Raw genomic sequence first — 20,945 nt, 5'->3', positions numbered from 1 at the left:
ATTCAGCCAGACTTTTTCCCGGCGCTGGAGTAGGGTCAGCCACATGAAAACTCTTGATCCTGATGTGTGTTATGCGGCCTTTATCGCCCGGGACCGCCGTTTCGACGGCTGGTTTTTCATGGGCGTAGCGACGACCGGGATTTATTGTCGGCCGATGTGTCCTGTGCGTGCGCCACTGGCGAAGAATTGCAGCTTCTATGCAACGGCGGCGGCTGCCGAGCAAGCGGGGTTTCGTCCTTGCTTGCGCTGCCGCCCGGAACTGGCGCCGGGTCACGGGCTGTTGGATGTCTCGGGTCGGTTGGCCCAGGCCGCCGCGCGACTGATTGAAGAAGGCTTCTTGAGCGGCAGAAGCCTCGATGCACTGGCTGAACGGGTGGGCGTGACCTCACGGCATCTGCGGCGGATCTTTGAGGCCGAGTTTGGTGTGTCAATGATCGACTTTGCCCAGACCCAGCGCCTGCTGATCGCCAAGCGTTTATTAACCGATACGGGGATGTCCATGGCCGAAGTGGCGCTGGCTTCCGGGTTCGGCAGCGTCAGGCGTTTCAATGATGTGTTTCAGGCGCGCTATGGTCTTAACCCGCTGCGCTTGAGAAAGGCCACGCACCGCTCCGGTGAGGCCAGCATGCGTTTCGAGTTGTCGTACCGACCGCCTTTTTCATGGGATGGTGTGCTGGAGTTTCTGGCCCATCGCTGTATTGCAGGGGTTGAGCATGTCGCTGAAGACGCCTACACCCGGGTGCTCACCATCGAGCATGCGGGGCGTCGTCTGGCCGGTTGGGTGACCGTGAGCCATGCGCCGTTGCGTCATGCCTTGGTGGTGAGTGTATCGGCGTCTCTTCAGTCGGGTATTGCCCAGGTGTTGGGACGAGTGCGGCGGGTTTTCGACACCGGCTGCCGGCCCGATCTGGTGGATGCGCACCTTGGAGCACTGGTTGCCGAGTTGCCGGGCATGCGTGTACCGGGTGCGTTTGACGGTTTCGAGATTGCGGTCCGGGCGGTGGTCGGCCAGCAGATATCGGTGACTCAGGCCCGGTTGATTCTTGGCCGTATTGCCGAGCGTTTCGGTACGGCGGTGGATGAGGCACCTTTCGGGCTGCATCATGCGTTCCCGACGGCCGAAGTGATGGCTTGCCTGAGTCCGGAAGAGCTTATTGCAACGGGTATTATCCGTATTCGCGCCGAGGCCATCATCGCGGTAGCCCAGGAGGTGGCAGCAGGACGCATCATGCTTGAGCCCTTGGTGCCACTGGATGAAACCCTGTCGGCCTTGCGGCATATTCGGGGGATCGGTGAGTGGACCGTGCAATATATCGCCATGCGCGCCTTGGGCTGGCCCAATGCATTTCCGGAGGGCGATGCGGTACTTAAAAAACATCTAGGCTGTGCAACGGTCGCCCAGCTCAATGAATACGCAAGCCAGTGGGCACCCTGGCGCGCTTATGCGACGGTGCATGTCTGGCGTCAACGTGAGGAGGCCAAAAAATGATTCATGGCTATCTGCTTTCCAGCCCGCTGGGCGATGTTGCCTTGCGAGCCGAGGACGATGCGCTGACGGGCGTGTACTTCGTCGGCCAGAAATACTTTCCGCAACTGATATTGCTGCCCAACGATCATGCTGTCCCCAAGGTGATTCGCCAGGCTCAGGAGCAACTGACCGAGTTCTTCAATGGCCAGCGCCGGGTATTCGAGGTGCCGCTACGTTTTCGTGGCACTTCCTTTCAGGAGCAGGTCTGGCGCGAACTGGCGCGCATTCCCTATGGCGAGGTGCTGTCCTACGGTGCCATGGCCCGGAAAATGGGCCTCAGCCCAGGGCATTCCCGAGCGGTCGGCACGGCCAATGGCAAGAACCCGATTTCGATCATTGTGCCTTGCCATCGGGTCATCGGTTCAGGCGGGGATTTGACAGGCTATGCCGGTGGCGTTGATCGCAAGCGAGCGTTACTGGCGCTGGAGAATGCCAACGGGATGCCTGATTTCGAGCTGAAGGTTATTGGAGTCGTGTAGCGGCTTTCGCGAATGAATTCACTCTCATCAAACATAAACACAACATCATGAATTAAAACGTTTTTCTGTAGGAGCGCGCTTGCCCTGGGCGGCGGGTGATCTCCTACAGTGGGAGCGAATTCATTCGCGAAAAGGTATTTCACTCACGAAAAAGATCATTGAACGCCTTCGCCCGTCGCGTCACTTCCTGCGGATTCTCTGCCCCGAACAACCCGTGTACCACTGCCAGCAGATCAGCTCCGCGGGCCAGTAGTTGCGGTGCGTTTTCCAGAGTGATGCCGCCAATCACGGCAATCGGCAAAGACACTTTGGCGCGTACCTGATCCAGCAGATCGAAAGGCACGGCAGGCGCATCGGGTTTGGTCTGGGAGTTGAAGAACCGCCCGAACGCCACGTAGGTGGCACCGTCGGCACGCGCTTTTTCCGCCAGCTCAAGCTTGCCGTGGCAAGTCGCACCGACAATCGCCTTATGACCCAGCAGTGCCCTGGCATCCGGCAGCGAGCCATCGGTTTGTCCCAGGTGAACACCGACGCCCAGACGGGCTGCCAGTTCGGCGTCGTCGTTGATGATCAGCCGGGTCTTGTATTGCTCGCACAGCTTGAGCAGTTCAGTGGCTTCGCGCAGGCGGCGCGATTCGTCGTTGGTCTTGTCCCGGTATTGCAGCAAGGTCACGCCGCCATCGAGTGCGGCCTTGACGTAGGGCAGGAATTTACCGGCCAACAGTGCGCTGTCGGTAATGGCATACAGGCCACGTAGTTTCATCGAATGGGCCTCATGTCAGGCGTTACGAACAAAAGTCCAGGGGGAGACGGCGAGGAACGAATTGTCCCTTGCCCAACTGCTCAGCGTCCCGCAACGTTCGCCAAGTGTAGTCGAGCGCTGTCTGCACAGCGCTGATCAGTGCTTCTCCCTGAGCCAGTCGTCCGGCGAGGGCGCTGGCCAGTGTGCAGCCCGAACCGTGATAACTGCCAGGCAGGCGCTGGCAGATAAAGGTATGGGACTGGCCGCCACGGATGTACAGGCGGTTATGGACTTCCTGTTCATCGCCATGACCGCCGGTGATCAGCAGGTTTTCACAGAACGGCAGCAGCTTTTGCGCACATTCGTCTGCCGTGCCTTCAGGCAATTCGGCCAGAATACGGGCTTCCGGCAGATTGGGGGTGGCAATGGTCGACAGTGGCAACAGCCGTTCACGCATCGCGTAGCCGACCTCATCCTTGCCCAGCCGGCCACCGCCGCCAGCGCGCAGAACCGGGTCGCAGACCACTGGCAGGCCGGGATGCGCCATCAGCAATTGCGCTACGGTATCGACCATTTCCAATGAACCCAACATACCCAGCTTGACTGCTGCTACGCTCGAATCATTGAAGACAGCATTGGCTTGAGCCAGGACCCATTCACGGTCCAGCACGCGAAAGTCGCTGACATTGACGGTGTCCTGCACGGTCAGGGCCGTTACGGCCGGTGCGGCATGACAGCCTTGGGCAAGCAGGGCTTCGATATCAGCCTGCAGACCGGCACCACCGCTGGGGTCGTGGCCGCTGAGGCAGAGGACTACGGGACGGGAGCTATAAATATTCATGGTGCGCGAGCTTATCACTAAACCTTTCCCGAGCCGCCGGTCGTTCCGGGTTTTTCTGGGGGGCGCTGAAAAATCAACGACCCTTGCAAGGGTAAAAAATTTTCAGTTTGCCCGGTGATGGCCGAGATAGAGCCATTGCTTAAATTTTAAAGTGGTAGTGACTAAAAGCCATTAACCGCTATGCTTGGTTATTCCTGAAGCCTTTTTACCGCTGGTGATTTTTATTGCCACGAGTCAGGCATATCAGCGTAAGCAAGGTCCACACTGACATATCTGTTTTTGAACTATTGCCTGTTTCAAGGAAAGAAATTGCGGGGCGTCGTCATCAACGGATGAAATGACAGCGACGTTCTACCTTGGGGCTTTATGCGCTATTTGCTGATAATGCTGGTTGTCTGGGTTCCATTGCTGGCCCATGCCGTCGAGTTTGATGAAACCACTCGCAGCTTGCCGCTGGGGCGCGAGCTTCAGGTTTTTGAAGACGTGAGTGGCAAGGCGAACATCGAGAGCATCTCATCCGAGGCAACGGCTTTTCGTGTGCCCGATAGTGAAACATTCAATGCAGGTTATTCTCATTCGGCGTTCTGGCTGAAGGTCGATCTGTTGTACAAGCCCAACCCTCGGGCAAAGCATTCCGACTGGCTGCTGGAGTTGGCCTATCCGCCGATGGACCATGTCGATGTCTATTTGCCGGACGGAAACGGACGCTATCAACTGGCCTGGAAAACCGGCGACATGCTGCCGTTTTCAAGCCGTGATGTTAAGCAGGGCAACTTTGTGTTCGGCCTGGATTTGCAGCCGGGCAAACCCATCACGGTCTATCTGCGTGTTTCCAGCAAGGGGCCGATCCAGGCGCCGATCAATCTCTGGTCCAGCCATGCCTACATGGAAGAGCAGCCCGCAAAGGTCTACATCCTGGGGCTGATCTATGGCGTGTTGACGGGCATGCTGGTCTACAACCTGTTCATCTATATCAGCGTGCGTGACCCCAGCTATCTGTATTACATCCTGTACATTGCCTCGTTCGGCTTGTATCAGTTGTCGATCAATGGCGTTGCCGTCGAATACCTCTGGCCGGACAGCCCCACTTGGGCCAATACCGCGACGCCTTTCCTGATGGCGATATCCGTATTGTTCGTCAGCCAGTTTTCACGCAGTTTTCTGCAGACCAGAGCCCTGGCGCGCTGGCTGGATGGTCTGTTGATCACAGTGATGGCGGGTGCCGTCGTAGCAATGCTGCTTGCCTTGTTTGCCAATTACGGGGTGGCGCTGCGAACGGTGACGATGCTGGTGCTGACGTGTTTCCTGGTGATGCTGGCAACGGGTATCACGGCCGTACTCAAAGGCGTACGAATCGCTCGCTACTTCCTGGTCGCATGGGTTGTGTTTTTGATGGGCGGGCTGGTCAATGCCGTGATGCTGTTCGGTTATATCCCCAATACCTTCCTTAACTTGTATGCCAGCCAGATCAGCTCGGTGCTGGAGATGGCGCTGCTGTCTCTGGCACTGGCTGACCGTGTCAACCATATCCGCGAGCAACAGGCTCAGACATTGCTGGAAGCCGGCAAGGATATGGAACGCCTCAATCGGCAACTGGCCACGAGCAACCGGCTCAAGGACGAGTTTCTGGCCACGCTCACCCACGAACTGCGGACTCCGATGAATGGCGTCATCGGTTCGCTGGAACTGATGCAGACGGTGAAGATGGACGGCGAGCTGGAGATGTATCAGCAGACGGCCGCCGCCTCGGCTCAGGACATGATGAGCATGATCAACGGCATCCTGACCCTGACCGAGCTTCAGGCCGGTGTGCTGTATGCCGAAAGCGATGCCTTTGACACGTGCGGCCTGTTTGAGCAGTTGCGTGATCGCTTTCGCAGTGCAGCACAGGCCAAGGGTCTGGAGTTGAGGTTCGAGCTGGACGGGCAGTTGCCGGAAAGTGTCCGTGGCGATGTCCACAAGCTGTACCAGTGCCTTGAATGCCTGCTGGACAATGCGATCAAGTTCACCAAGCGAGGCGCGGTCAAGGTTCGGGCCATGGCGCAACAGCATGACAACGACGTCTTGCTGCTGCGAGTCGAGGTGATGGACACCGGTATCGGTTTCAGCCAGCTCGATGAGGCGACGCTGTATCAGCGGTTCTTCCAGGTCGATGGCTCCATGACGCGCGAATATGGCGGGCTGGGTATTGGCCTGGCGATTTGTCGGCAATTGGTCGAGTTGCAGGGTGGTAGCCTGAGTCATCGTTCCGAGCCGGGCAGGGGCAGTTGCTTCACCCTGAGCCTGCCTTTGCTGATGGCCATACCGGGCGCTGTGCGCAAGGCTCCGGCAGCCAAGGCCCAGTGGGGGATCTGAAGGCAGGAAAAAAGCCCCGCTCATTCGTCATGAACGGCACTGTTTAAAGCTGTGTCTGCATGGTTCACTGCTGCGCATCAGGCTGTGTTAAATGGCTCGCATGCGCGCCCGCAGACAAGGAGGCTACTCATGAACCTGCATCCACTCGCTGAAACCCACGAAGTGACCAATCAGCCGCCTTCACTGGATGGCGCCAATCTCTACCGTATCGATCTGCCGCTGCAAGCGTGGGTAAAGCGCTTTGATGCAGGCTGGGCCGAGCCCCGGATCGATGCTTATGGCGCTTTGGCGGGCGGACCTCTCATGGAGGCCGGTTTCCTCGCCAATCAGAACAAGCCGACCTTTGCCAGCCATGACCGATACGGCCACCGCATCGATCTGATCGAGTTTCACCCGGCTTATCACCAGTTGATGAGTGCTGCCATCGAGCATGGCATTCCTTCCTTGCCCTGGACCGATCCGCAACCCGGCGCCCATGTGGCGCGGGCCGCGATGAGCTATCTGCATACCCAGGCCGAGCCTGGCAGTGGTTGCCCGCTGACCATGACCTTTGCCAGCGTACCGGCGCTCAGGTTGCAGCCTGAACTGGCGCAGATATGGTTGCCGAAAATCCTCTCCACTCGCTACGACCCGCGCAATATCGGCATCGCCCATAAAACCGGTGCAACCATCGGCATGGCAATGACCGAGAAGCAAGGTGGCACCGACGTGCGCGCCAACACCACACGGGCTTATCCGGTGGGCGCGAGCGGGCCGGGGCAGGCTTATGAACTGGTCGGCCACAAATGGTTCTGCTCTGCTCCCATGTGTGATGCATTCCTGACTCTGGCACAGACCGACAAGGGCCTGAGCTGCTTCCTGTTACCGCGCCATCGACCGGATGACACCCGTAACGAGTTCTATATCCAGCGTCTGAAAAACAAGCTGGGCAACTGGTCCAACGCTTCCAGCGAGATCGAACTGCGCGGCGCGCTGGCCTGGATGATCGGTGAAGAAGGGCGTGGTGTGCCGACCATCATTGAAATGGTCGCAATGACCCGTTTCGACTGCATGATCGGCTCCAGCGCCCTGATGCGTCAGGCCGTGACCCAGGCGACGCACCACTGCGCCCATCGCAAGGTCAGCGGGCGATTGCTCAGCGAACAACCGTTGATGCAGAACGTGCTGGCCGACCTGGCGCTGGAAAGCGAAGCCGCACTGGCGCTGACCCTGCGCATGGGGCGCGCGCTTGACCATCTCGATGACGATCATGAGGCGCGCTTTGTGCGGCTGGTCACGGCGGTGGGCAAGTACTGGATCTGCAAGCGTGCGCCGGCCATGATCAACGAAGCCGCCGAATGCATGGGCGGCGCCGGTTATGTCGAAGACAGCATTCTGCCGCGTCTGTATCGCGAAGCGCCGGTCAACTCGATCTGGGAAGGTTCCGGCAATGTGCAGTGCCTGGACGTGTTGCGAGCGCTGTCCAAGGAGCCCGGCGTGCTTGATGCCCTGTTCCATGAACTGGGCGACGGGCATGGTGATCGGCATCTGAAAGCGCATATCGAAAAACTGAAAGCCGCATTCAAGGACACCCGCGATATCCAGTATCGTGCCCGGCAGTTGACTGAAGATATCGCGGTCGGCTTGCAGGCCAGGCTGTTGCTCGAAGGGGGCAATGCTGCCGTCAGCGACGGTTTCATTGCTGGCCGATTGTTGTCGTCTGGGCGCGTTTATGGCGCTTTGCCGGTAGGTGTCGATGCAGAAACTTTACTGGCTCGCTCTTCGCCGCAGGTGGCATAAGCACGGGAACCCGTTAGGATGCAGGTCTGCAAGATCAGACAGGACCTAAACCGTGACGCAAGCCTTTGTTGTTGTAGAAAACGCCGAGCAAGCTGTGGAGCGGCTCGCAGAACTGCATGAACGTGCAACCAGCGCGCTGAGCCAGGCGCTCAAGCGCTACCTGAAAGACCGTGTCGAGCCCGACGCCGAGCAACGAGCGCTGTTCCGCTACCCGGAGTTGCGCCTGACCTACGCCTACCAGGGCGATGTGCCGCTGACGACTCGTGCCTACGCCAAGGTGCAGTTGCCCGGCACCTATAGTGTCACCGTGACCCACCCCAAGGCATTCCGCAAATACCTGCTTGAGCAATTGCGGCCGTTGATGAGCGACTTCACTGTCACGATCGAAGTGGGCGTCAGCGAGCAGAACATTCCTTATCCGTACGTGGTCGAGCAGGGCGATGAACTGGCCGGTTCCGGTGTGACAGCCGCCGCGCTGGCACGGGTTTTCCCAAGTACCGACCTGTCTGCTGCGACCGACGGCATTGCTGACGGCCTGTATGACTGGGCCAATACCGATCCGCTGCCTCTGGCACTGTTCGACGCGGCACGGGTGGATTTCTCGCTGCGACGGCTGGTGCATTACACCGGCAGCGACTGGCGGCATGTACAGCCGTGGATTCTGCTGACCAACTATCACCGTTATGTTGACCAGTTCATCCTGCATGGTCTGGAAAAACTGCGCGACGACCCGCGTTTCGTACGCATGGTGTTGCCGGGCAACGTTGTGGTCGACAAGAGCATGGGAACCGAAGAGGCACAGGCCATCGTTGCCAGCGTGGTCTGGCACCGTTACCAGATGCCGGCCTATCACCTGATCGCCGAAGATGGCCACGGTGTCACGCTGGTCAACATCGGTGTCGGCCCGTCCAATGCCAAGAACATCACCGATCACCTGGCTGTGCTGCGTCCTCATTGCTGGCTGATGATCGGCCACTGCGGCGGCCTGCGTCAGTCCCAGACCATTGGCGATTATGTGCTGGCTCACGCTTACATGCGCCGTGACGGCATTCTGGATCGCGTGCTGCCTCCGCATATCCCGATCCCGGCCCTGGCCGAAGTGCAACTGGCGTTGCAGGAATCGGCGGCGCAGATCACCGGCGAGCGTGGCGAAGGGCTTAAAAAGCGACTGCGCACCGGCACCGTCCTGACCTACGATGACCGGAACTGGGAGCTGCGCTGGGCACAGGAGCGACCGCTCATCAATCTGTCTCGTGCGGTGGCCGTGGATATGGAAAGCGGCACCATTGCGGCTCAAGGCTATCGTCTGCGCGTGCCTTACGGCACCTTGCTCTGCGTATCGGACAAGCCTCTGCACAGTGAAATCAAATTGCCGGGTTCGGCCAACGCTTTCTACGAGCGTGCCGTCAGCCAGCATTTGAAGATCGGCATTGCGGCCCTGGACTTGCTGCGTACCGAACTCAATTCGCTGCATTCGCGCAAACTGCGCAGCTTCGATGAGCCGCCTTTCCGTTAAGTGATTGGTATTTATGTAAAGGGCCACTAAAGTGGCCCTTTCTGTTTTCAAGTCTCTAAGCTCCCATGTCCCGCACTCAACGTCCTGTGTCTCGTCGTCCAGCCCCCAAGAATGCCAGCGCTGCCCGGCGTGTCGCCAAAGCGCCTCCGGCCGAGCCAAAGCTCATTCTGTTCAACAAACCTTTTGATGTGCTGACGCAATTCAGCGATGGCGAAGGTCGGGCAACGCTCAAGGACTTTATCGACATCCCCGGCGTCTATCCGGCCGGGCGTCTGGACCGCGACAGTGAAGGTTTACTGCTACTGACCAACGACGGCCAGCTTCAGGCCCGTATTGCCGACCCCAGGCACAAACTGCCCAAGACGTATTGGGTGCAGGTCGAAGGTGAGCCGACCGAAGAGCAACTGCAGCAGTTGCGTAACGGGGTGGAACTCAACGACGGCCCGACCTTGCCCGCCGAGGCTCGCCAACTGGAAGAGCCGCAACTCTGGCCACGCAATCCCCCGGTGCGTTTTCGCAAAAGCGTACCGACCAGTTGGCTGGAACTGATTATCAAGGAAGGCCGTAATCGGCAGGTGCGACGCATGACTGCCGCTGTGGGCCTGCCAACCCTGCGGCTGGTGCGGGTCAGGATCGGCGACTGGACACTGGAGGGGCTGGATCAGGGGCAGTATCGAGAGATCAAGCCCTGACCGAATCCGTTAAGGTCATAAATCACTTTGTGGGAGGCAGCTTGCTGGCGACTTCTCGTGCAGACTCAGAATATCTGCCGGTTTTGAGGCCTTTTTCGCCAGCAAGATGCCTCCTGCAGTTTGTGTGTGCCTTAATTGATCGGGGTGGCTCATGAGCCATTCTCGATATAGGCAATCACCAGGCTTTTGATCACGAATGCCATGATGCCCAGGCCCAGCACGAAGAACAGGATGAAGGTGCCGAATTTGCCCGCTTTGGATTTCTTCGCCAGATCCCAGACGATAAAGCCCATGAAACAGATCAGGATGGTGACCAGAATGGTCATCATCCACTCTTCAAAAAGCACGGGGTCCATCGTTTACTCCGTCTAGCTACGCAGATGAGTCAAGGGCAACTCAGTGCTGGCAAGCACCTGATTGAGCACGAAGCTCGACTTGACGCTGGTGACGCCTTCGATGCGGGTAAGATGGCCCAGCAGCAGTTTCTGGTAGTGATCCATGTCAGGAACCACCACCTTCAGTTGATAATCGGCGTCCATGCCGGTCACCAGGCTGCATTCCAGCACTTGAGGCAAGTTACGGATCTGTTGCTCGAAATGCTCGAATCGCTCCGGCGTATGTCGATCCATCCCGATCAGTACATAGGCGGTCAGGTTCAGACTGAGCTTCTTGCGATCCAGCAAGGCAACCTGGCGCACGATATAGCCGTCGTCTTCCAGTTGTTTGACGCGGCGCGAGCAGGGCGATGGCGATAGCCCGATACGCTCTGCCAGTTCCTGGTTGGAAATGCGTGCGTCGCGTTGCAGTTCAGCCAAAATGCTCAGGTCATATCTGTCGAGCTTGCTCACGATGTTCCCCTTTGTGAGTTTAATTGCGCTGAATTATTGATATGAAGTAAAAAATTGCGCAAGTAATGTTTTTGTAAGTGATCTTCGCAATCTTTTGTCGGTCCGGCAGGCCTATTCTTTTCAACAGAATCACTGCCCGGACATAGCGTCCAGCGCGGCTCGCCCAATCAGGCCGCCGCGGCCTCCCACCCGACAGGGTCGGCCAGGCCCCCGGGCTACATACAGTCCAGAAGACGTATGAGGTGAGCCGACGTCATAAGCGTCGCGCCAGGACGAAGTATCCCAAGGGGGCCAGACAGGTCCCCTTTTCTTTGCGTCCTGATAAAGTGCGCAGAACGGCGCGCCACTATTACAGTCTTAACTACGTCTATCCGCGCCCTAGTGAGGAAAGCATGAAATCTGGCATCTGGAAGCTGACAGGGTTAAGTCTGCTGTGTTTGAGCATCAGCGCCCATGCATTGGCTGAGGATGACTCCTTCAAGGATCAGTATCGCGGCAGTTCCGGCGACAATGGACAGCAGCAGCGCAGAATCCAGCAACAGCAGCAGAACCAGCAGTTTCAGGGCGAACGTCAGCAACAGCAGCAGATTCAGCAACAACAGAATCAGCAGCGTCAGGTCGAGCGCCATCAGCAACAGCAGATATACCAGCAACAGCAGATATACCAGCAACAACAGAATCAGCAGCGCCAGATCCAGGACCAGCAAAATCAGCAACGGCAGATCGAACGTCAGCAGTTCCAGCAGCACCAGAACAATCTGCCGATCCAGACCGCACCTCGGGAATCCTGGCAAACCCAGCAGCCGCGTCAGGGTTATTACCAGGACAACCCGCGTGGCAATCGCAACTGGTCGGCCGGTAATGGCCGTCCCAATGATCGCTGGGAAGGTCGACCCGACGGGCGTGGCAATGGCTGGGGACCAGGCCCGCAGTATCGACCCGGTTATACGATAGACCGAGTCCCCGGTGGCTACGCGCGTGTTCCGTATCGCGGACAGGATTACTTCTATTCACAAGGCTATTGGTATCGCCCGCAAGGCCCGCGCTATGTGGTGGTGACGCCGCCTTATGGCTTGCGCGTGCGCAGCCTGCCGTCTTACTCGCAGGAAATCTGGATCGGCAGTTCGTTGCTGTTCCTGGCCGCCGGTACTTACTACGCCTATCAGGCCGACAGTCAGGAGTATGTGGTGGTCAACCCGCCACAGAATCAGCCGACCTACAGCCAGGTGCCAGCGCAGAATGCTTATGACCCGGTTTCCTACCCACTCAATGGCCAAAGCCCTGAGCAGGTCGAGCTGGATCGTTACCAATGCTACCGCTGGGCCGTAGAGCAAAGCGGCTTTGATCCGGCGAACATTACTTCCCAGCCGCAGGCCGAGGTGGTGGATCTTTATCGTCGCTCGATGGGCGCCTGCCTTGCGGGGCGAGGCTACAGCGTCAACTAGGTTGTTGATGTTGCCTGAGCCTGTTTCACCACTTCCTGTGGATCGGCATGCACCAGCACTTCCGCTTTTGGATACTGCTGGTATATGGCGTTTTCCACCTGATCGCACAGCCCGTGGGCGACGCTGAGCGTCAGACTCCCCGGTAACTCCAGATGCAACTGCACGAACCAGCGATTGCCGGAAATCCTCGTACGCAGGTCATGTGCGCCCAGAACCCCCGGCACGCCGCACGCGAGCTCCAGCATGTGCTGGCTGAGATCGGCTGGTAACTCTTCGTCCATCAGCACCGATACCGTCTCGCGAGCAATTTGAAACGCACTCCAAAGAATGTAGACGGCAATTCCCAGTCCGAAGTAGGCATCCAGCTGTTGCCAGCCGAATAACGTCAGCGTCAGAGCCAGCAGAATGCTGAAATTGAGCAGTAGATCGGAGCGATAGTGCAGCGAGTCGGCGCGGATGGCCGCCGAGCCGGTTTCCTTGATGACCCTGTGTTGCAGCCAGAGCAGGGCCATGGTCAGGATCAGTGACAGCACCATCACCGCGATCCCGAGTCCCGCCGCGCCCAAGGGCTCGGGATACTGGATACGTTTGATGGCCTGAAAGGCGATCAGCCCGGCACTGACGGCAATGAACAGCGCCTGAGCCATGCCCGACAGCGCTTCAGCCTTGCCGTGGCCATAACGATGATCCTCATCTGCCGGGCGCAGCGCGTAATGCACCGCCAGCAGATTGAGGAACGAGGCCGCGCCATCCAGCAGCGAATCGGTCAGCCCGGCCAGCAGGCTCACCGAACCGCTGAACCACCATGCCACGCCCTTGGCGATGATCAGGGTGCTGGCAACCAGCAACGATGCCCGCGTTGCAAGCCGCAGCAGGCGGGCATGTTCGGTGCTGGTGTTCATGGCGCTTCCTTTCTGTGGGCATCAAGCTCTATGGGCATCAAGCCGCCGGGTGACGGCCCAGTGTTGCCAGTTGCTCGACGCTGCCCTTGTACTGGATCAGGCGAGGGTCGTTGAGCGGCAGGGATTGGCCCAGCTCGCTTTCCAGAATGGCTTGCAGCTTGCTGTTGTCGACACTGCCGTCAGCATTGATCGCCGGTTGCAGCTTCTGCGGATCGACCTGCGCATGCCCGGTCGGCGTGTAGTAGATCGCGCCCGTGGTGAAATCCACAGCCAGGGCAATGACGCCCGGAATCACATAAAACAACAGGCCAACGGCATCCAGAGCAAGAATGGCCGGGTCGATCTTGCCTTCGATCTGTCCGCGACGATCAGGATAGAAAATGCTGCCGCACGCAGAAATCTGAGTCAAAAGCGTGGCGACCAGAACGCCGCCGATAAAACGGGATGGAATGCGCATGGAGAACTCCTGAAGTGAGGTGGCAACTATACAAGGCAAAGGCTACGTCGCTAAGACTATTGCGTGTTCTGCAGGTTCTTCGAGTAAACATATATTCATCACGTTAGCTTGCGCCGCGAAAATGGGGCGATTGCTGTGTGGGAGCGGATTCATCCGCGAAGAAGCCGGAACAAACAACGCTTCCCTGGATAAATCCGCTGCTGCTGACCTTCTGCAAACGCCTGTGCAGCTTATAATCGGTCGCCTGTTCTGGAGCCGCCATGATTTCCTTGCCCATCGATGCTGTCCTGCCGGCCTTGCGCCAGGCACTGACCTCCCGCCACGAAGCCATCCTCGAAGCACCGCCGGGGGCGGGCAAGACCACACGAGTGCCGTTGGCGATGCTCGATGAGCCGTGGCTGGCCGGGCAGACGATCCTCATGCTGGAGCCTCGCCGTCTGGCCGCCAGGGCCGCGGCCGAGCGGCTGGCCAGTGAGCTGGGGGAGAAGGTCGGGGAAACCGTTGGCTACCGGATCCGGCTGGACAGCAAGGTCGGCCCGAACACCCGTATCGAAGTGGTCACCGAAGGGATTCTGACTCGTCGCTTGCAGGATGATCCGGCGCTGGAAGGCGTGGGGTTGCTGATTTTCGATGAATTTCATGTTTTCCCACAATCCCTGAATCCACATATTTCTTGTCAAACTACGTGGCTTCAGTCAACGCCTTTGCCTTGGCTTTGAAGTCAAAGCCCACAAGGCTTTGATGCTCCTGCTCCTGCTCCTGCTCCTGCTCTTGCTCCTGCCAGGAAGAGCCTCAGCCGTGAATCTGATGGGGAGTGGAGGGAGACAGGTCTATCTGAAACCACGCGACTGATGACCTTCCCCTTGTACCTATCCAGCGTGCTAATCGACAAACCGAGGTGACAGATATTGCTTACCAACAAGGATGTAATTACAGCTCTGATTGGGGACTTCAAGTCGATGCATCATTACGATCTCCAGCCTGATGTGGTTTGCGATTTCGACGGTGATTCCGCCCTGCTTGCCCGAGTCGTAACTATCGGCGGCAGGCCAACCTTGCAGTTCTCCTATCGCTTCACCGACAGCGATGTGAACGATCACAGTGACTTGTTTTACTGCCTGATCATTGCTGGCCATGAGCTCGCTCACTGGGCGAACGCCCATACCAAGCATGTGGATAAAGACGATCTCGACAGCAAAGCCATGAGATGTGGGCCGACTTTTTCGGGACTAGGCTCGTGTTCACTGCTGTGGCACGCTGCACCAATCTTAAGGGAATGATTGCTGGTCGGCTGCGTACTCCCGCTTTTGACGCAGCCGGGCCGGATGCTCTGCTGCCCCAGTACGGAAAGGCACTACGTCGTGTATATGACACTGTATTCGCGCCTGCAGGTATATCGCCCAAATATCCGTCGCCGAGGGAGCGAGCTCAGATTTGTGCTGCCGGCGTTGCATCCCTCTTCTACAGACACTTGGGTCAGATGCACCAGGGCAGAACCATTGTTGCGTTGAGGAGCGTTCTTCTGGAGCCGTTCAAGGATGTCTTAGACTTGTTCCAGCATGACGTCACCACGGACGATAGTGACGAGCTTGCCTATCGGAGTATCGATATCCATTTGGGACTTAAGCAGGGTCGGCAGTTGATCACTCCTGGCGTTCTCCCTGAGTTCAACCAATTGGTTGGCACCCATTACCTTGGACATGATGAGAATAATGCCCACCGCAAGCAGCTACGAGATACGGTTCGAGCTTGGGGCGTTGATGTCTAGTTTAGGGCAGGTAGCTTCCTGTTCTCTCATAGCCTTCGAGATGTTCGTAGGACGGGGCTTCGTGGAGCTCGCTCCACGGCCTGTAGCGGACGTGCCCTGAGGGGACGCCGATAGCATTCAAGAGAGCCGTTTTTTCTCGGAGGTCGTCATTCTCCAGCGTGGCGACCGTCCAGTACACCAGTCTGTGCTTCAACGCATGAACTACGGCTGAAAGATAAGGAGCATCCATTGGACTGAGTGAGTGCCCCAGCACCACCACCTGATCGACCTCTGCCAGACCTGCAAAAAAATCAGCATTGCGCTCGATGATTTCATTGGAAGGCTTGAAGGTGTTCGAGAAATAGTCGTCCAAGGACTGCATGGCTTCGATGAGGCGATGATCAGAGTCCTCATGGTTGACGGCGTCGAACAGCGATGTCCGTTGCAGAATATTTTCAGAGGGCACCTGGTACACACGGGTGAGCGTGCTGGTGTAATTGAAGGTTAAATAGGTGGCGTTGGTGTCCAACTCGGCAAGACGATTTTGAGCGTTCTGGGCGTCAGGAATCTGAATAGTGTTTACCCACGCAGCGAACAGCCTGTTAAGCGTTCCTCCCAGTCCGCCGGCTACTCGGTCGACCTCATACTGAAAATAATGATGGCCAGATTCGCTCCAGTCATCGTCAGCGTAAGATCCCATCAGGTATTCAAGACTGCTGACGATGTGGTCGGTGTCGAGTTCTGTGAAGGCCATCTCCAGATCCGCCCAGCTTTCGCCCGCAGGCAGATACTCGTCCACCCAGTCGTATACCTCGCGATCGTGGTCTCTGACGTAGGCCTTGAAGTGCCCGTAGCCGGTTGGCAATCCGTGGTTCAAATCAAAGCCGTTACCGATGATGTAGAGGATGTTGGTTAGCATCGGTATGACTGCTGTAGTGCCAAGTTTTAGTTTCACTCTAGCGCTGCAGTCTGACCAGTGCAGTAGGTTGTGAGCGTCCGATGCGGACATTCAGGTCTTCGTGCTTCAGCATATGCATCCCATCCCGATCTGATAGAGGAGAGTGCTTTCACTCGATCCTCGTCCGCCGTGCACCTGGGTAATGCCCACTCCTCGTATCTGAAGCCATGTACCCTGTCAGGTCAGTACGGCACGGATCACTCAGGTGATGGCCATTTGGCCTTTTTCGCGTCATGATCTGATCGTGTGTGCGTAGAAGCGCACTGAACAGTGCCAGCCTATGCCGTAGGCCAAACCAGGGATCGGATCAGTGTCATCATCTGCAGGTAGTCCACCGTCGCTTAGTAGTGTTATCCAGAAGCTACTGGATAAATCACCTCTGGATCGTTTTGTTAAGTGCTCGGTGGACTTGGCAACCGTGCCGCCCCATAAGGCTCCCCGGATCGCGCTTTTGCATGTCCGCTTCAAGGAAGATCTCCCCAGTGTCCAGGCGTTCGCCAATTTCCTTGGCAACCAGGCGGCGAACTATGCGTTGAGCCGTCGACGACGAGATGAGTATCAGGCCCGGATAGCTTCAGCGGAAAACGGGGATGTGTCAGCTGCACAAGAGCTCAGTCGTGCGGTTAGGAATGCATTCATTGAGTTCCGCAAAGCCCACCCATCAAGGGCTAGTGAAGTGGGGGAGGTGCTGGCCTACTGCGTGGCCGTTCACCATCTACAGGCCGCACAACTGATCGCCAAGATGGCCTTGAAAACCAGCACGAATATGCCGGTCTACGGGCTCGACGGTATTCATGCTTCGGTGACCGACGGTGAGTTGAATGTGTTTTTCCTCGAATCCAAACTTGCAGGTAACGCAGCCAGTGGAACAGCCGACTACGCCGATTCTGTTTCGGGCTTTCTCAAAAACGAGGGGCAATATGAGCAGGAGTACGGACTAGTTACGAGCCTGGGAAACCTCGACGCGCTCGATCCTGCCGATAAAGCCCTGATGATGGACTATCTGGATGTGTTCGGAAATCCAAATGCGCCCAAGCGTGAGCGATCAGTAGGGGTAGTGTGCTATTCGGAGGTCAAACACTTCGCGAACAAGCTTGAGGTCGATGATGGCCCACTATCAAAACATGAGGATCATTTCGGTGAGCTTTATAGGGGGGATCTCAACAGGCACCATACCAACCTAACTAATCAGCTAGACGTAAAGAAGGTCGATGCGAATAAATGCATGGTTTATTTGGTTGCCGTGCCTAATGTCGATGAGTTAAGAGAGCTATTTTATGATTCTATAGGTCTGGCGGGGTTAGAATCTGACGTTCCTCTCACGCCCCCTTCGGTAATTGAGGAGGGCGCCCCGTGAGCACTTTCGCAACTGAGCTTGCCTCAAGGTTTGTCCAGAATCAGGAATTCAGAGATGCGCTAGGTCACCTCCAGGCATGCGGCGCTGCCAGCGCACTCCCAGGCTCGGTCAAACAGCCGCTCGGAACTCCCGATCACAATGCGATCGGGAAGATGCTGTATTGCGCATCAGTATTCGCGCAGTCAGGGGTAGAATCGCATGTAAGTCTGGCTCAGACCATTGCATTCAATGCCATGCTGATCTCGCAAGAGTCGACCGTACTGGAGCGGTGCGCAACGATATTGACAGAGATCGGAAATTTTCCGAGTTTAAGTTATGCCGAGAAACGCAACTCTACAAAGCCTTCAACGTTGCTCGGAATGATTCAAAGAAATATTGTTGAGCAGTTAAATACTGTCGAGGTGGCTGGTTCTGCTATTACTTTGACGGACTATCAGCGGAAGGTATGGGACTCCCTCCAAGAGGGGCGCTCCTTGGCCATCTCCGCTCCAACTTCTGCCGGTAAGTCGTTCTTGGTGATCGAACACCTTTGTAGGGATGCGTTGGCGCTTCCTCAATTTGTTTTCGTTTACATCGCTCCAACGCGAGCCCTGCTGTCTGAAGTTCATTTGAAAATCAAGGAGCGCCTTGCAAGTGATGTGAATATCCGAGTCACCGATATTCCAACTTTTGAGAACGTGCCTCGGCAAATTTTTGTGCTCACTCAGGAGCGTTTTAAAGTTCTTCTTTCGATAACCTCATCCCCGGTAAATTTTTTGGTCGTCGACGAGGCTCAGAACCTATCAGATGGCGCACGAGGAATGATCCTGCAGGATTGCATCGAGCAGTGCTATGTCCGTGACCGTAAAACCCATGTCGTTTTGCTCGCGCCGGGCGCTCAAGGGTTTACGGATGCACTCGAAAGCCTAGGCATACCTGGAATTCCTGAAGTCAGTACCACTGTCTCTCCTGTCCTGCAGAACCGGATCGTGGTATCGAAGACTCCGTCTCTCAATCAACTGGACTTCAAGCTGCTCAGCGCTCATGGGTACTCGCACATAGGCACTATGTCATGTAAAACTGGCCTTAACTTGGTTGAAAGCAAGCTAGCAGCTGTTGCGTTGGAATTGGGCAGTGGCGGTGGATCTCTGGTTTATGCCAAAACACCTACCGAGGCGGCAAGCATCGCCGGATCAATTGCTTTAGGTTTGGATGATGTAGAAGATGCTGGCGCCAGTGACCTGGCAGAGTTTATTAAAGATCATATACACCGTGACTATCACTTGATTGGAATGGTGAAGAAGGGCGTCGCCTTTCACTATGGGCAAATGCCTGCTTTGCTTCGTGAGGCCATTGAATCCGCGTTTCGGGCTGGTACTATCAAGTTTTTGGTATGTACAACAACCTTATTCCAAGGTATCAATCTGCCTGCCCGAAACGTATTTATAAATACGCCGGCCAGGGGGCGCGGCGAAAAGGTAATGTTGGATCCTGCCCTGCTGTGGAATTTTGCAGGTCGAGCGGGGCGCATGGCAAAAGACATCGTTGGGAACGTGTTTCTCATCGACTACGATGACTGGAATAGCCAGCCAATGGACACTTTTTATAAGTTTACCATTCGATCTGCGCTTTCTGAATTTGTTACTGATAACGCTCCGGACGTTCTAGCGGTGCTAAAGGAGGGAAAACTCGATTCCAAGCTAGGTGATGAGCGCACCCGCAACGCCACTGCCTCAGCTGGCATGCTTGTAAGTAAGGCTCGCCAGGGCGCGGTTGGAGATTACCTGATTCGGGTTGCTCCATCGTTGGATTACCTTCATATTTTAGATCTTAAAAAGGCAGCAGAGAAAGCTTCCGAAGAGCTTCTCCTTCCTCAAAAAATAATCGAAGGGAACTGGACGCTAGATTTGTTTGCTCTAGACAGATTGATGGCGTATCTTGTCGAGCGAATAAATGATGGCACATTGGATGGCGTGGTGCCCAAGAGTCCAGCAGATCTTGGTAAGGCGGCTTTTGGTCATTACAAAGATATTTTCAATATATTGTTCAAATACATAAAGGGTTTTGATAAAAACTTTGGGAGCTATGTTTCTCGTATTGCAGTTAGGTGGATGGAGGGTAAGCCCTATCCATTCATTTTAAACCACGAAATCGCATCTGAAAAACGCCTTGTCACTAAAAAGCAAAATTTGGAAAAACTCAATCTGAGCGCTGATAGCAGTTACAAGGTTAAAAAAATTGCTGACGCTAACCCTAGTAAGGTTATAAAAAAGGCTTTTGATACCATCGAAGATGTCGTTCGTTTTCAGTTGGTGCAGATGGGTAAGGCTTATAATGATATATTGATTCATGTGTTTAATGATAATGGTCTCGCTCACCGGGTCTCCGAGATTTTTGACTTTGCGCTGGCCTTGGAGCTTGGTGTAAGCACAAATACCGGACGTGCTTTTTTGGAGTTGGGTCTTTCTCGGATTGCTGCTTCCGAACTTCAAAAGGTATTTCCTAATAGTGATCTTAATATTTCTAGCGCAAGGGAGAAACTATTAGAGTTTGATCCGTCGCCGCACAAGCTGAGTCCAGTCATTTTGACGGAGATAGACAAAGTAAAAGCTGCTATTGCAACTATTGAGGCCTGAGTTTGGGGCGCGCCATGCGCACGTAGCTGCTGGCAGCCATGGCTGACAGTTTCCGTCTGGAAGTTTGCCTAAGCAATGCCTACTCCACAGAGGTATTCGGTGTATTCAACCAGCGATTGCTCTTTCACTTCGTGATTAAGGTAGTCGACGAGGAAAAGCACTGGAAAGGCCTTGTGAGGTTTAGGTACATCCACGGCCAAGGGCATGCCGAACGAGATAGCTACCGCTAGGCAACAGTTGAGAAACCTTTGTTCGCACCTATGACCGTATCAGAGGGCGATCAGGCTAGAAGCAACGCACACCATCGCTGAATGCCCCATGCTCCTGTACACGCTCGTTGTACCGCTTCATGGCCTGGCGGTTTTCCTGCCGCCACTGCTCGGGTGTCTGCCCCGCACCATCAAGCTCTTGCGGATCAACCTTCAAGGGCAGGGCGTCCGGACAGTCCTTGGCATGGCTGGAGCCCCGATCGTCATCATCCCCTCCAACCCGCCTCGACACAGCCATCATCCCGTTCCTTTGAAGTCAAAAGCTCAGTCTACCTGCCAGTTCGCAACCTGCGTCGTGGAAGGCGACGACTTCATATTTCTCAATGGGCACCTGGCTCAGTTAGATCGGGAGCGCTTTCTTGGCCGTTGGGATTGTTCTCTGTTTAGGGTATGAATACCTACCTTGGAAGGTAGT

21 protein-coding genes are annotated in these 20,945 nt (G+C 56.2%); 11 read left to right on the top strand and 10 right to left on the bottom strand.

Annotation, left to right across the window (positions count from 1 at the left end):
• Positions 1-43 precede the first annotated feature (43 nt).
• A complete protein-coding gene (locus tag Q6A51_RS20085) occupies positions 44-1,489 on the top strand; it encodes an AlkA N-terminal domain-containing protein (RefSeq protein ID WP_304575570.1) in 1,446 nt (481 codons plus the stop codon).
• Positions 1,486-2,007 carry a methylated-DNA--[protein]-cysteine S-methyltransferase gene (locus Q6A51_RS20080; RefSeq protein ID WP_095067784.1) on the top strand — a complete coding sequence of 174 codons (522 nt, stop codon included), beginning with the start codon at positions 1,486-1,488 and terminating at the stop codon, positions 2,005-2,007. Before Q6A51_RS20085 ends, Q6A51_RS20080 begins: the two co-directional genes overlap by 4 nt.
• A gap of 139 nt (positions 2,008-2,146) precedes the next feature.
• Here the strand turns inward: Q6A51_RS20080 and thiE are convergent, their stop codons facing one another.
• Both thiE and Q6A51_RS20070 read right to left on the bottom strand, forming a co-directional pair.
• Positions 2,147-2,770 carry a thiamine phosphate synthase gene (gene thiE, locus Q6A51_RS20075; protein WP_095067783.1) on the bottom strand — a complete coding sequence of 208 codons (624 nt, stop codon included), beginning with the start codon at positions 2,768-2,770 and terminating at the stop codon, positions 2,147-2,149.
• Positions 2,771-2,792: 22 nt separating this feature from the next.
• Positions 2,793-3,590: a hydroxymethylpyrimidine/phosphomethylpyrimidine kinase gene (locus tag Q6A51_RS20070; RefSeq protein ID WP_095067782.1), complete on the bottom strand. Its 798-nt coding sequence runs from the start codon at positions 3,588-3,590 to the stop codon at positions 2,793-2,795.
• A gap of 366 nt (positions 3,591-3,956) precedes the next feature.
• Here Q6A51_RS20070 and Q6A51_RS20065 point away from each other — a divergent pair, with 366 nt between their 5' ends.
• The 4 genes from Q6A51_RS20065 (at position 3,957) to Q6A51_RS20050 (ending at position 9,932) form a co-directional block, all read left to right on the top strand.
• On the top strand, positions 3,957-5,945 hold the full coding sequence (locus Q6A51_RS20065) for a sensor histidine kinase (RefSeq protein ID WP_304575569.1): 1,989 nt from the start codon (positions 3,957-3,959) through the stop codon (positions 5,943-5,945).
• A 129-nt stretch (positions 5,946-6,074) separates the two neighbouring features.
• Positions 6,075-7,724 carry an acyl-CoA dehydrogenase family protein gene (locus Q6A51_RS20060; protein WP_304575568.1) on the top strand — a complete coding sequence of 550 codons (1,650 nt, stop codon included), beginning with the start codon at positions 6,075-6,077 and terminating at the stop codon, positions 7,722-7,724.
• A gap of 52 nt (positions 7,725-7,776) precedes the next feature.
• Entirely contained in the window at positions 7,777-9,240 is a 1,464-nt protein-coding gene (gene amn / locus Q6A51_RS20055; RefSeq protein ID WP_201018676.1) for an AMP nucleosidase, read from the top strand.
• A 65-nt stretch (positions 9,241-9,305) separates the two neighbouring features.
• Positions 9,306-9,932 (top strand): rRNA large subunit pseudouridine synthase E, encoded by a 627-nt coding sequence (locus Q6A51_RS20050; RefSeq protein ID WP_236124325.1) that lies wholly within the window; start codon positions 9,306-9,308, stop codon positions 9,930-9,932.
• Positions 9,933-10,081: 149 nt separating this feature from the next.
• Here the strand turns inward: Q6A51_RS20050 and Q6A51_RS20045 are convergent, their stop codons facing one another.
• Both Q6A51_RS20045 and Q6A51_RS20040 read right to left on the bottom strand, forming a co-directional pair.
• On the bottom strand, positions 10,082-10,288 hold the full coding sequence (locus tag Q6A51_RS20045) for a DUF2788 domain-containing protein (protein ID WP_095067777.1): 207 nt from the start codon (positions 10,286-10,288) through the stop codon (positions 10,082-10,084).
• 12 nt (positions 10,289-10,300) lie between these two features.
• Entirely contained in the window at positions 10,301-10,780 is a 480-nt protein-coding gene (locus tag Q6A51_RS20040; RefSeq protein WP_122313638.1) for an Lrp/AsnC family transcriptional regulator, read from the bottom strand.
• A gap of 722 nt (positions 10,781-11,502) precedes the next feature.
• On the opposite strand from Q6A51_RS20040, the gene Q6A51_RS20035 reads away from it, so the two are divergent.
• Entirely contained in the window at positions 11,503-12,225 is a 723-nt protein-coding gene (locus Q6A51_RS20035) for a DUF6515 family protein (protein WP_177434646.1), read from the top strand.
• On the opposite strand, the gene Q6A51_RS20030 is transcribed toward Q6A51_RS20035, so the two are convergent.
• The 3 genes from Q6A51_RS20030 to Q6A51_RS20020 all read right to left on the bottom strand — a co-directional run bounded on the left by Q6A51_RS20030 (position 12,222) and on the right by Q6A51_RS20020 (position 13,861).
• The gene (locus Q6A51_RS20030) at positions 12,222-13,127 is read right to left on the bottom strand and encodes a cation diffusion facilitator family transporter (RefSeq protein ID WP_304575566.1); all 906 of its coding nucleotides are present in this window, start codon (positions 13,125-13,127) and stop codon (positions 12,222-12,224) included. The genes Q6A51_RS20035 and Q6A51_RS20030 overlap by 4 nt on opposite strands.
• A gap of 37 nt (positions 13,128-13,164) precedes the next feature.
• Positions 13,165-13,584, bottom strand: coding sequence for a polyribonucleotide nucleotidyltransferase (locus tag Q6A51_RS20025; protein WP_304575565.1), 420 nt, complete (start codon positions 13,582-13,584; stop codon positions 13,165-13,167).
• A gap of 103 nt (positions 13,585-13,687) precedes the next feature.
• Positions 13,688-13,861, bottom strand: a complete 174-nt coding sequence (locus Q6A51_RS20020; RefSeq protein WP_201018678.1) for a hypothetical protein — start codon at positions 13,859-13,861, stop codon at positions 13,688-13,690.
• Between Q6A51_RS20020 and Q6A51_RS20015 the strand changes: the two genes are divergently transcribed.
• Positions 13,845-14,303, top strand: coding sequence for a DEAD/DEAH box helicase (locus Q6A51_RS20015; protein ID WP_405046166.1), 459 nt, complete (start codon positions 13,845-13,847; stop codon positions 14,301-14,303). The two genes, Q6A51_RS20020 and Q6A51_RS20015, sit on opposite strands and share 17 nt — an antisense overlap.
• Before the next feature lie 162 nt (positions 14,304-14,465).
• Here Q6A51_RS20015 and Q6A51_RS20010 read toward each other — a convergent pair whose 3' ends face one another.
• Entirely contained in the window at positions 14,466-14,720 is a 255-nt protein-coding gene (locus Q6A51_RS20010) for a hypothetical protein (protein ID WP_304575564.1), read from the bottom strand.
• Positions 14,721-14,821: 101 nt separating this feature from the next.
• Between Q6A51_RS20010 and Q6A51_RS20005 the strand changes: the two genes are divergently transcribed.
• Positions 14,822-15,352 carry a hypothetical protein gene (locus Q6A51_RS20005; RefSeq protein ID WP_304575563.1) on the top strand — a complete coding sequence of 177 codons (531 nt, stop codon included), beginning with the start codon at positions 14,822-14,824 and terminating at the stop codon, positions 15,350-15,352.
• Position 15,353: 1 nt separating this feature from the next.
• Here Q6A51_RS20005 and Q6A51_RS20000 read toward each other — a convergent pair whose 3' ends face one another.
• Complete coding sequence (locus Q6A51_RS20000) at positions 15,354-16,250, bottom strand: bacteriophage abortive infection AbiH family protein (protein ID WP_304575562.1); 897 nt, start codon at positions 16,248-16,250, stop codon at positions 15,354-15,356.
• 349 nt (positions 16,251-16,599) lie between these two features.
• On the opposite strand from Q6A51_RS20000, the gene Q6A51_RS19995 reads away from it, so the two are divergent.
• The gene (locus tag Q6A51_RS19995) at positions 16,600-17,646 is read left to right on the top strand and encodes a HamA C-terminal domain-containing protein (RefSeq protein WP_304575561.1); all 1,047 of its coding nucleotides are present in this window, start codon (positions 16,600-16,602) and stop codon (positions 17,644-17,646) included.
• Positions 17,643-20,261 carry a DEAD/DEAH box helicase gene (locus Q6A51_RS19990; RefSeq protein WP_304575560.1) on the top strand — a complete coding sequence of 873 codons (2,619 nt, stop codon included), beginning with the start codon at positions 17,643-17,645 and terminating at the stop codon, positions 20,259-20,261. Before Q6A51_RS19995 ends, Q6A51_RS19990 begins: the two co-directional genes overlap by 4 nt.
• Positions 20,262-20,546: 285 nt before the next feature.
• On the opposite strand, the gene Q6A51_RS19985 is transcribed toward Q6A51_RS19990, so the two are convergent.
• A complete protein-coding gene (locus Q6A51_RS19985; protein ID WP_005734511.1) occupies positions 20,547-20,768 on the bottom strand; it encodes a type II toxin-antitoxin system CcdA family antitoxin in 222 nt (73 codons plus the stop codon).
• Positions 20,769-20,945 lie beyond the last annotated feature (177 nt).

It is taken from the genome of Pseudomonas serbiensis (assembly GCF_030580745.1).
Classification (GTDB): domain Bacteria; phylum Pseudomonadota; class Gammaproteobacteria; order Pseudomonadales; family Pseudomonadaceae; genus Aquipseudomonas; species Aquipseudomonas serbiensis.
This window is presented reverse-complemented; position numbering and strand designations above follow the sequence as displayed.

Excerpts from the sequence above, each read along its gene's own strand:
- Q6A51_RS20010 (WP_304575564.1), bottom strand. The coding sequence starts at position 14,720 with ATGGCCAGCAATGATCAGGCAGTAAAACAAGTCACTGTGATCGTTCAC.
- Q6A51_RS20030 (WP_304575566.1), bottom strand. The coding sequence starts at position 13,127 with ATGAACACCAGCACCGAACATGCCCGCCTGCTGCGGCTTGCAACGCGG.
- thiE (WP_095067783.1), bottom strand. The coding sequence starts at position 2,770 with ATGAAACTACGTGGCCTGTATGCCATTACCGACAGCGCACTGTTGGCC.
- Q6A51_RS20000 (WP_304575562.1), bottom strand. The coding sequence starts at position 16,250 with ATGCTAACCAACATCCTCTACATCATCGGTAACGGCTTTGATTTGAAC.
- Q6A51_RS20060 (WP_304575568.1), top strand. The coding sequence starts at position 6,075 with ATGAACCTGCATCCACTCGCTGAAACCCACGAAGTGACCAATCAGCCG.
- Q6A51_RS20015 (WP_405046166.1), top strand. The coding sequence starts at position 13,845 with ATGATTTCCTTGCCCATCGATGCTGTCCTGCCGGCCTTGCGCCAGGCA.
- Q6A51_RS20025 (WP_304575565.1), bottom strand. The coding sequence starts at position 13,584 with ATGCGCATTCCATCCCGTTTTATCGGCGGCGTTCTGGTCGCCACGCTT.
- Q6A51_RS20050 (WP_236124325.1), top strand. The coding sequence starts at position 9,306 with ATGTCCCGCACTCAACGTCCTGTGTCTCGTCGTCCAGCCCCCAAGAAT.
- Q6A51_RS20065 (WP_304575569.1), top strand. The coding sequence starts at position 3,957 with ATGCGCTATTTGCTGATAATGCTGGTTGTCTGGGTTCCATTGCTGGCC.
- Q6A51_RS20070 (WP_095067782.1), bottom strand. The coding sequence starts at position 3,590 with ATGAATATTTATAGCTCCCGTCCCGTAGTCCTCTGCCTCAGCGGCCAC.
- Q6A51_RS20045 (WP_095067777.1), bottom strand. The coding sequence starts at position 10,288 with ATGGACCCCGTGCTTTTTGAAGAGTGGATGATGACCATTCTGGTCACC.
- Q6A51_RS20020 (WP_201018678.1), bottom strand. The coding sequence starts at position 13,861 with ATGGGCAAGGAAATCATGGCGGCTCCAGAACAGGCGACCGATTATAAG.
- Q6A51_RS20080 (WP_095067784.1), top strand. The coding sequence starts at position 1,486 with ATGATTCATGGCTATCTGCTTTCCAGCCCGCTGGGCGATGTTGCCTTG.
- Q6A51_RS19985 (WP_005734511.1), bottom strand. The coding sequence starts at position 20,768 with ATGGCTGTGTCGAGGCGGGTTGGAGGGGATGATGACGATCGGGGCTCC.
- Q6A51_RS20085 (WP_304575570.1), top strand. The coding sequence starts at position 44 with ATGAAAACTCTTGATCCTGATGTGTGTTATGCGGCCTTTATCGCCCGG.